At 63.8% G+C, this 10,514-nt stretch carries 6 protein-coding genes; all 6 read left to right on the top strand.

Features of this window, described 5'->3' with window-relative positions; translation table 11 throughout:
• A partial coding sequence (locus VIR62_RS08480; RefSeq protein WP_431870377.1) for an NAD-dependent epimerase/dehydratase family protein occupies positions 1 to 2,647 on the top strand: 2,647 nt, incomplete at its 5' end.
• Positions 2,648 to 3,184: a hypothetical protein gene (locus VIR62_RS08475; protein ID WP_431870375.1), complete on the top strand. Its 537-nt coding sequence runs from the start codon at positions 2,648 to 2,650 to the stop codon at positions 3,182 to 3,184.
• 529 nt (positions 3,185 to 3,713) lie between these two features.
• Positions 3,714 to 4,061 (top strand): copper-binding protein, encoded by a 348-nt coding sequence (locus VIR62_RS08470; protein ID WP_431870373.1) that lies wholly within the window; start codon positions 3,714 to 3,716, stop codon positions 4,059 to 4,061.
• A gap of 59 nt (positions 4,062 to 4,120) precedes the next feature.
• The gene (locus VIR62_RS08465) at positions 4,121 to 5,386 is read left to right on the top strand and encodes a TolC family protein (RefSeq protein ID WP_431870372.1); all 1,266 of its coding nucleotides are present in this window, start codon (positions 4,121 to 4,123) and stop codon (positions 5,384 to 5,386) included.
• Complete coding sequence (locus VIR62_RS08460) at positions 5,386 to 6,942, top strand: efflux RND transporter periplasmic adaptor subunit (protein ID WP_431870371.1); 1,557 nt, start codon at positions 5,386 to 5,388, stop codon at positions 6,940 to 6,942. The genes VIR62_RS08465 and VIR62_RS08460 overlap by 1 nt, the downstream gene beginning before the upstream one ends.
• On the top strand, positions 6,939 to 10,124 hold the full coding sequence (locus VIR62_RS08455; RefSeq protein ID WP_431870369.1) for an efflux RND transporter permease subunit: 3,186 nt from the start codon (positions 6,939 to 6,941) through the stop codon (positions 10,122 to 10,124). The genes VIR62_RS08460 and VIR62_RS08455 overlap by 4 nt, the downstream gene beginning before the upstream one ends.
• Positions 10,125 to 10,514: the final 390 nt, after the last annotated feature.

The raw sequence follows: 10,514 nt of genomic DNA, 5'->3' as shown, positions 1-10,514 counted from the left end.
CGAAAATGCGAAGGGAGTCGTTCTCGTAACCGGGGCGAGTGGCTTCATAGGCTCCGCCGTCATTCAGAAGCTCGGCAACGATTACCAAGTCGTCGGACTTGACCGGGCCGGGCCTCCGGATCCTCCGTCACCAGCGGTCGCTATCGACTTCGACCTCGGATCGGATGAAGCAATCCTCAGTGCCTTCGAAGAAGTGAGATCCCGGTTCGGAAACCGCATAGCTTCAGTCATCCATCTCGCCGCCTATTACGACGTTACAGGTGAACCCAGTCCGCTCTACGAGAAGATTACCGTCGAGGGTACGAGACGGCTGATCGATGCTCTGAAGAGTTTCGAGGTCGAGCAATTCGTCTACGCGAGCACGATGCTGGTTCATCGCGCGACGGATCGCCCCGACGAGCGCATCGATGAGGATTCGCCCATCGATCCGAGTTGGGCTTATCCCGAATCCAAGGTTCGCACGGAGGCTGTTCTCAAGGAACGGCACGGCGACATCCCAGTGGTCTTTCTGCGCATCGCCGGCGTCTACGAGGACGAGGGCCACCAGCCATTCATCGCGGAACAGATTGCCCGAATTTATGAGCACCGGCTGATCGCCCACGTCTATCCTGGCATGCTCTGTGCGGGGCAGTCGTTTGTGAATCTGGACGACCTCACCGATGCAATCGCGAGGCTCGTGGAACGCCGCCCCGATTTACCGGCCGAACTGCCGCTGCTGATAGGCGAGCCCGAAGCGCTCGGTTATGCCGAGGTGCAGGACATTATCGGCTGCACCCTCCACGGCGAAGGGTGGGGCACAGTCCGGATTCCGCAGCCGATCGCGAAGGCCGGGGCATGGGTGCAGAATGAGGTGCTCGGCGGAGAAAGCTCGATCAAGCCGTGGATGGTCGAGGCGAGCAACGACCATTATGTCCTCGATATCGACCGGGCACGCCAGCTTCTCGGCTGGGAGCCGAAGCACCGCCTGCGCAATGCGCTTCCGAAGATGGTCGCGGCGCTCAAGCGCGACCCGCAAGGCTGGTACAAGGCCAACAAGCTCAATCCTGCACTGGTCGCCTGGTATGGACAGCGCCCCGTCACGCCTGCTCGTGCCAAGCATGACGGCGGTGCCGATCCCGGCATGGATCACATGGCGATGGGTCACACGAAAGGCGGCCACGACGAGTCCGAAGATATGAGCCACGGGCACGATGTGGAGCCTGCGATGGAGCATGATGGCGGACACGATCATATGGCGAACATGGATGCCGACGCCCGCCGCACGCGCTGGGTCCATTTCGCGATCATCGGTCTAGGCGCCTGGCTCGCCGCAAGTCCGCTAGTCTACGACGCCGTGACGAGTGGAACCGTGGACGACGCCGTTCGTGCCGTCACCGTCGATCGCGGGCTGCCATCCGTCGAATGGCGGGCGAGCGTGCTGATGGCCAGCGATGTGATCAGCGGCATGCTGCTGATGCTGTTCGGAGCGATGTCGCTCTCCAAGCGGACGGCGTGGTTCGGACAATGGGCCGCCTGTTTTGTCGGCATCTGGCTACTTTTCGCGCCGCTCATCTTCTGGAGCCCGAGCGCGGCCCAATATCAGAACGACATGCTGGTGGGGGCGCTGGCCATCGCCTTCTCCGTGCTTGTGCCGATGATGCCTGGAATGAGCATGGCCGGCATGATGGATCCGAAGTCCATTCCGCCCGGCTGGACCTATGGGCCCTCCACCGCCGCCCAGCGCCTCCCGATCGCCGCGCTCGGTTTGGTCGGCCTACTTATCTCGCGGATGCTTACGGCCTACCAGCTCGGCCACATCGACTCCGCCTGGGAGCCCTTCTTCATGGGCTCCCCCACCGACCCTCGGAACGGCACGGAGGAGATCATCACCTCCGATGTCTCCAAGGCTTGGCCAATCCCGGACGCCGGGCTCGGGGCGGTGAGCTACATCTTTGAAATTCTAATGGCGGTGATGGGCACTCGCGATCGGTGGCGGACGATGCCCTGGATGGTGACCTTCTTCGGCATATTGGTGATCCCGCTTGGGGTCATCTCGATCTACTTCATCATCATCCAGCCGATCATGATCGGCACCTGGAGCACGCCGGCATTGATTGCCGGCCTCGCCATGGTCGTCATGATTCCCTTCGCCTTGGACGAAGTCATCGCCATGGGGCAGTTCCTCTATTGGGCCCATTGCCGTGGCAAGCCGTTGATCCGGACCTTCTTCAAAGGCGATGCGGTCGACAGAGGCGAAGAATATACGAGCGATGCGCTGTCTGCCTCTCCCACAGCCGCATGGGCCGAAGCCAGACGGGGCGTGGCGCTTCCATGGACGCTGACCTTGAGCACCGTGATCGGCGCCTTCCTCATGCTGACGAGGCTGGTGTTCGGCACCGAGGGCGCGATGGCGAACAGCGACCACCTGGTTGGTGCGCTAGTTATTACGGTCGCCATCATTGCCACGGCCGAAGTCGCGCGGGCCCTGCGGTTCGTCAACGTCGCATTCGGCGCCTGGCTTGTCGCCGCACCGTTCCTGCTTGAGGGAGCCAACAGCACCGCGACTATCGCCAGCATAGCAATTGGTCTTGCGCTGGTGGCGTTGAGCCTGCCGAGAGGCAAGCGGAGCGCCGAACATTATGCGGGATGGGACAAATATGTCGTCTAGTTGTCGGTGCGGCTATCGCCGAAGAACCGAAAGATGAGCGCAGATAAAAAAGGGCGAGTTGCCCGATTCATCGATCTTCCCGAGTTCAATGTCTTTATCTTCGCCGTTCTGCTGAACTACCCTTGGGAATTTCTGCAGGCGCCGCTCTACCGAGGCATGGCGACGGCTGATCACTGGTACGGGGTGAAGATATGCACGCGGGCCACCTTGGGAGATGGGGTCATCATGCTGATCGCGTTCTGGGCGGTAGCCGCCGTCTCTCGAAGTCGGTGGTGGCTTCTTCGCCCTGATCGAAGACAGGTCGCGGGCCTGGTCGCGGTAGGCGTCGCCATCACGATCCTGTTTGAACGACTGGCGACCTCATCCGTTCATCCCGGTTGGGGGTGGCGCTACGCGGATGCCATGCCCCTGCTGCCGGGAACCGAAGTGGGACTTTCGCCCCTAGCGCAGTGGATAATTCTTCCGCCGCTCGCGATCTGGTTCGTTCGGCGACAGCTCGAAACCAGGGCGCCGCAGCTCAAGAGCGACAATGAATGAAGGATAGACATTGACATGAAGCGACGCCCGCGTAGGCTAAAAGAGTGACAAGATTTATCTTGGCCCTCTCGATCGCGCTGTCGCTGATCGGCAGTCCCGGTCCGGCGTTTGCGGCGCCGTCACCGACGTGCTCCATGCCCGGCGCCGCAGTGGGCAGTCCTGTTGATCACGACGAAATGGGTTGCTGCACTCCGGACTGTGCGGTGTCTTGTCCTGCCGCCGTGGTGCCTGCTGATGCGTTGCCTGAACCGACGGTCGTGCTTACCGGTGATGCAACTTGGGTACCGACGGCCACTGGTCTTCACTCGATCAATCCGGCTGCGGTAGACCCTCCTCCAAGACCCTCGCTCGCCTGATTTCTTAAGCTCGGCCCCCGCTTGGCGGCCGTGCGGCTGTGATGGGCTCTGAGCTCATCCGCGAACTCAATTCACGAGCCAACGCCGATTCCTAACCGGGCTTTGCCTGCGCTGCGCTGCGCTGCTGCTGAGCAGTGGCATCGAAGGGATTGGCGTCGAACGAGGGTAATTCGATGAACAAGATCTATTTTGCCGGTGTGTTGGCGCTGCTTTCCGGCGTCGCTGCCTGCAGCGAACAACCGAACGCCAACCGTGAAGCCACTGGCGCTCCCGCAGAACAATCGACGACCGTGCGGACGGACGCGGTGTACTCGGCTACGGGCGCAGTTACGGCCGTCGCCGGTGAGACCGTGACGATTTCGCATGGGCCGGTGCCGGACCTGCAGTGGCCCGCGATGACAATGGAGTTCCGGGCGCTCAGCTCGGACATGCTCGTCGGCATTGCGGCCGGAGACCAGGTGTCCTTCGCCTTCCGCCAGGCGGACGGCGGCTATGTTCTGACGTCGCTGACCAAGAACTGAGGAAGAGGCTGACGAAGGCTCGCATGCGCCTTCGTCAGCCCCCTGGCAGGATAACACCCATGAAATCTTTCGCTTCTCCGTGGCGTGGATCGGTGGCAATCGCGCTCGCGCTCGCCGTCGCTCAACCGCAACCCGCGCTCGCGCAAGCCACTCTCAGCCTCGATGAGGCGCTCACGCTGTCGGTCGAGCGGCAACCCGCGCTCAGCGCTTTCACACGGACGGCCAGAGCGGCTGAGGAGGCGGCCGTCGCCGCGCGCCAGCTCCCCGACCCGCAGCTGACGATCGGCATTCAGAACCTGCCCGTCACCGGGTCCGAGGCGTTCGACCTCAATGCCGACTTCATGACCATGAAGTCGATCGGCATTATGCGCACCCAAGTCAGGGAGGCGAAGCGGGATGCCGCTTCCGCCCGCTATCTGGCGGAAGCTGCCGTTTCGCTCGCCGAGCAGGATGTGCTCGCGCGTCGCATCCAACGTGAGGTGATGCTGGGCTGGATCGAGGTCATTGAGGCTCAGCAGAAGCGGGAGGTGCTGAATTTCCTGATCGAGAAACTTGAAGCCCGTCAGTCGCTCGTTGAAGACAGCATACTCGACGGCACCGCCACGCCGGCGGACGTTATCGCCATCGAAGCGGAGATATCGGCTGCCCGCGCTGAGCTTCTCGCCGCGCAAGATGCCGAAGCCGCCGGCCGCGCGATGCTCGCGAGGTGGATCGGCGATGCCGCCCAGCGGCCGCTCTCGACGAATCAACTTCCCATCTGTCGGCCCTCGAACAAGCAGCAGGCCTTATTGGCGGTGGCTGAGCATCCGCTGATTGAGGTGGCCCGGCGTCGAGAGACAGTGGCGGAACGCGCCATCGACATCGCTCGCGCCGACCGAAAGGCCGATTGGGGTTGGTCGGCAATGTACGGCCAGCGCGGCGGCGGGCGCTCGGACATGGTGACGCTCCAGGTCACTATCGATCTGCCGCTCAACAAGGCGCGCCTTCAGAACCGCCGGATCGCCGAGGCTTCGGAACTCGCCGCCGCCGCCCGCGACAGGGCGGAAGACACGCGCCGCGAAGTGGTGTCGGATTTCGAACAGGCCTGGGCCCAGTGGAGTGCCGCCAACGCCCGGCTCACCACCACCCTTGGCGACACTTTGCCGGCGCTGGAGGCGGTCGAGCGCGCCTTGGAGGCAAGGGTCGCCGGCGGCCAGCCCGCGCTGACCGACGTCCAGGCCGCGAGCGAACGAACAACCCGGACCGCGCTCGAAGTCATTGATCAGCGCGCCGCGCTCGCCCGCGCCAGCGCCGACTTAAGCTTCTATGTCGAGGAGTGCGCCTGATGGTAGCTGACCGCGTTATCGGATCGCTCCGTTCCATGGACCGCCAGAAGCGAACGATGATTGTCGCCGGGCTGGCGCTGGCGATCTCGACCGCCGGCGTCGGCTATTGGGCCGGCTCATCCGGCGTATTCACGGAGAACGGATCGTCCGCCGGGGCCGGAGAGGGCGAAACCATCGATGGCGTCGTTCAGGACGGCTCTGGCCGGAGGGTGCTTTACTGGTACGATCCGATGATCCCAATGGAGCGCTACGACGCTCCCGGCAAATCGTCGATGAACATGGAGCTCATTCCGAAATATGCGGATGAGGCCGCTGACGGCGGCGTGAGAGTATCGCCGGCCATGACTCAGAGCCTTGGGGTGCGGATCGGGGAGGCGCAGGTTCGTGATCTAGCGCCGACCGTACAGGGCGTCGGGCGGGTACAGATCGACGAACGCCTGATCGAAGAGGTGCAGACCTTCGCTCCCGGCTTCGTCGAGAGTCTGGCGGTGCGAGCCGAAGGAGAACCCGTCCAAGCGGGGACCAGGATCGCCAGCGTCTATGCGCCGGAGCTGCTGACCGCCCAGCATGAATACAAATCGCTGCTCGGCATGTCGCGAGACGTGGCGCCCCCGAGCCTGAGAGAGGCCGCCCGCAGCCGGCTCCGACTTCTCGGCCTCTCCAGTGGCGCCATCCAGCGTCTCGAGAGCGGTGCTGCTCCCCAGCGTACCTACGCCGTCTTCGCGCCTGCCTCCGGAATCGTGACGGAGATCGGCGCCCGCCCCGGCGCCAGGGTCGAGCCGGGTCAGTCAATCGTCACCATCGCGGGTCTGTCGCGAGTCTGGGTGGTGGCGGAAATCCCCGAGGCAGCTCTCGGGGAATTGAACGTCGGCCAGCCGGTCCGGGTCACCTTCGCCGCCTATCCGGGAGAGGTCCGCGAGGGGAGCGTCGACTATATCTATCCCTCGCTCAATCCCGAGACCCGCACGGCGCGCGTTCGCGTCACGCTCGCCAACCCCGGCCTTCGACTCAAGGAAGGCATGTTCGCCAATGTGACCGTCCAGGGGACCGGCGGCACGACCCTGACGGTGCCGAGCGAGGCGGTCATCGTGACCGGAGAGCGAACGGTCGTCATCACGCGGCGGAATGGAGCCTTCGTCCCCGTCGAGGTGCGGACGGGCACGGTGGCGAACGGCTTCACCGAAATTCTGGCCGGGCTCGAGCCCGGCCAGGACGTCGTGCTCTCGGGTCAGTTCCTGATCGACTCGGAGGCTTCGCTCTCGGGTATTGTCGACCGCCTCGAAGCGGCGGCTCCGACTGCCGACGAAGCCGCCGCTCGGCTCGCGCGAGGCACGGGCACCATCCAGTCGCTCGATCCGACTCAGCGCCGCATCACCATCGCCCACGGTCCGATACCGACCATGAGCTGGCCGGCGATGACGATGACGTTTGGCGTGCGCGACGCCGAGATGCTTCGCGGGTTCAAGCGTGGCGACCGGGTCGACTTCGCCTTTCCGAATACCCAGCAGGGCGGCGCTTATGTGATCGAGCAGCTTTCGCGGGACGCCGATCGATGATCGCAAGCATCATCCGCTGGTCTGCGGCCAACCGGCTGCTCGTCCTCCTCGGCGCCGTCTTCATCGCAGTTATCGGCATCTATTCGGTGCTGCGGACGCCGCTTGACGCCATCCCCGACCTGTCGGACGTGCAGGTGATCATCCGCACGCCCTATCCGGGCCAGGCACCGGAGATCGTCGAGGCGCAGGTCACCTATCCGCTCACCACGACGATGCTGTCGGTGCCGAAGGTGAAGGCCGTGCGCGGCTACTCCTTCTTCGGGGATTCCTATGTCACCGTCATTTTCGAGGACGGGACCGACCTCTATTGGGCCCGCTCCCGCACACTGGAATATTTAAGCCAAGCGAGCGGGCTGCTGCCCGAAGGCGTGACGCCGGCGTTGGGGCCGGACGCGACCGGCGTCGGCTGGGCCTTTCAATATGCACTGGTCGACCGCACCGGACAGCATGACCTGGGGCAGCTGCGCGCTCTTCAGGACTGGTTCCTTAAATATCAGCTGAAGCAGATCCCCGGCGTCGCCGAAGTCGCGTCTCTCGGCGGAATGGTCCGGGCGTACCAGATCCAGCTCGATCCGGAGCGGATGCAAATCTACGGCGTCTCCGTCCAGGAGGTGATCGAGGCCGTCCAGGAGGCCAATGATGAAGCCGGCGGGGCGGTCATCGAGCGCGCCGAGGCCGAATATATGGTCACCGTCGGCGGCTATCTCGAGGATCTCGACGACTTTCGGAATATCCCGCTGTCAGTCAGCGAAGGGGGGACGCCGGTCACCGTCGGCGACGTGGCCCGAGTGCAGATCGTCCCTGACTTCCGGCGCGGCATCGCCGAGCTCAACGGCGAAGGAGAGGTGGTCGGCGGGATCATCGTCGTCCGGCAAGGCGCCGACACGCTGTCGGTCATCGAAGCGGTCAAGGAGAAGCTCGCCCAGATCAAGGACGGACTGCCGCCGGGCGTCGAGGTAGTCACCACCTACGACCGGTCCTCCCTGATCGAGCGGGCGGTCGAGAATCTCTGGGAGAAGCTGTTCGAGGAGTTCCTCGTCGTAGCGGTGGTGACGGCCTTGTTCCTCCTCCATCTCCGCTCCGCCCTGGTCGCGATCATCATGCTGCCCTTGGGCGTGCTGGCGGCGTTCACGGTCATGTATTTCCAGGGCGTCAACGCCAACATCATGTCGCTGGGCGGGATCGCAATCGCGATCGGAGCGATGGTCGATGCGGCGGTCGTCATGATCGAGAACGCGCACAAGAAGCTCGAACACGCCAAGGACGAAGAGGGGGAACTCACCGAGCAGCGGCGTTGCCAGGTGCTCACTGAGGCAGCGGTAGAGGTCGGTCCGGCCCTATTCTTCTCGCTCCTCATCATCACGCTCTCCTTCCTGCCCGTTTTCACTTTGGAGGCGCAGGAAGGCCGGCTGTTCAAGCCGCTGGCATTCACCAAGACCTATGCGATGGCGGCGGCGGCGGGTCTCTCGGTCACGCTCGTGCCCGTGTTGATGCTGATGTTCATCAAGGGCCGGATCCGGCCGGAGGCCGCCAATCCGGTCAACCGGGCCCTTATTGCCGCTTATCGCCCGGGCCTTAGCTGGGTGCTGCGTTGGCCGAAGCTCACCCTGGGTCTGGCGGCGGCCGCGCTGGCGCTGACCTTCGTTCCGGCGAGCCAGCTTGGCGGCGAGTTCATGCCCCCGATGAACGAGGGCGACATCCTCTACATGCCGACGGCTCTTCCCGGTCTTTCGGCCTCCAAGGCATCGCAGCTCCTGCAGGTTACCGACCGCATCATCAAGACGGTGCCCGAGGTGAAGACGGTGTTCGGCAAGGCTGGCCGCGCCGACACCGCCACCGATCCCGCACCACTCGAAATGTTCGAAACGCTGATCCAGCTGAAGCCGCGCGATGAATGGCGGCCCGGCATGACGATGGAGAAGATCATCGAGGAGCTGGATTCCAAACTCAAGATACCGGGTCTCGCCAACGTTTTCGTCCAGCCGATCCGCAATCGCATCGACATGCTGGCGACCGGCATCAAGACCCCGGTCGGCGTGAAGATCTCCGGGCCCGATCTTGCGACGCTGGACCGCCTGGGCCGCCAGGTAGCGCAGGTGGTGAAGGATATTGAAGGAACGTCCTCGGCGGTCTCGGACCGCATCTCCGGCGGCCGCTACATCAATATCGCGATCGACCGCTTGATGGCTGCACGCTACGGCCTCTCGGTCGAAGACGTTCAGGCCACCGCCGCGACAGCGGTGGGCGGCGAGCAGATCGGCGAGAAGATCGAGGGGCTCGCCCGCTTCCCGATCGAGGTTCGCTTCCCGCGCGAGATGCGCGACAGCGTTCAGGCGCTTCGCCAGTTGCCGATCATCGCGCCCTCGGGCGCGGTCGTGACGCTCGGCATGGTCGCCGATATCGCGGTTGAGGACGGTCCGACGATGATCAAGAGCGAGAACGCCCAGCCGTCCGTCTGGGTATATGTCGACGTGCGCAACCGGGATGTGGTCGGCTATGTCGACGAGGCGCAAGAAAGAGTGGCCGAGGCAATCGATCTCCCCCCCGGCTATTCGGTCGCCTGGTCGGGGCAGTTCGAATATGCACAGCGGGCCGCTCAACGGATGATGTGGGTGGTGCCGGCGACGATCGGCATCATCTTCATCCTGCTCTATTTCGCTTTCCGGCGCGTGCGGCAGCCGCTGATCATCCTGCTGACATTGCCGTTCGCGCTCGTCGGCGGCGTATGGCTCATCTATGTCCTCGGCCACGCCGTCTCCATTGCCACGGCGGTGGGCTTCATCGCGCTTGCCGGCCTCGCGGCGGAGTTCGGGGTGGTGATGCTCGTCTATCTCGATCGCGCCATCGAGGAGCGCGTCGAAACGGGGCGTTTTTCGGAGCCGCAGCATCTCGACGAGGCCCTCATGGACGGGGCGGCGCTCCGCGTCCGCCCAAAAGCGATGACGGTCGCCGTCATCCTTGCCGGGTTGTTCCCGCTTCTGATCGGCACCGGCACCGGCTCAGAGGTTATGCAGCGCCTCGCCGCGCCGATGGTCGGCGGGATGATCACTGCCCCGCTGCTGTCGTTGTTCGTGCTGCCGGCCATTTACAAGCTGCTCGGCCACAGTCGATTCAGCAGAGAAGCTCGGGATCCCGACACGCCTCCTGTCGATTCAGGCGGCAGGCCGGAGCTCAGCGTTTGAGGAGATGAAGGAGAAACATGATGATGGAGGGTTGCCCAATGATGCAAGGGGGAGGCGGCGCGATGATGATGATCGGTATGGGCCTGATAGGGCTCCTAATCGTCGTAGCACTGCTTCTCGTTATCGCTGCACTCGTGAAATATCTGCGTTCTGGATCTAAATAGTCGCGGCGGCGGAGACGATGGTTTTGAATCAGTCTGCCGCATGCCTGAAGTCCACCGGACCGCTCGGAATTCTATCGATGGCGGATGTCCGACGGCCCCGGAAGTTGAGAAACGCGCTTGAGCACGCGTGCTGGTCGCTGCGGCTGACGGCCGCATTTGTACCAGCCATCCAGCGCCGCCGAACAGCGAGAGGATAAGGCGCGATTTGCCTGACCGGCAAGCCAGA

It is taken from the genome of Allosphingosinicella sp. (genome assembly GCF_036570505.1).
Taxonomy (GTDB): domain Bacteria; phylum Pseudomonadota; class Alphaproteobacteria; order Sphingomonadales; family Sphingomonadaceae; genus Allosphingosinicella.
Note: the sequence above shows the minus strand (reverse complement) of the source record. Positions and strands in the feature narration are given on the sequence as shown.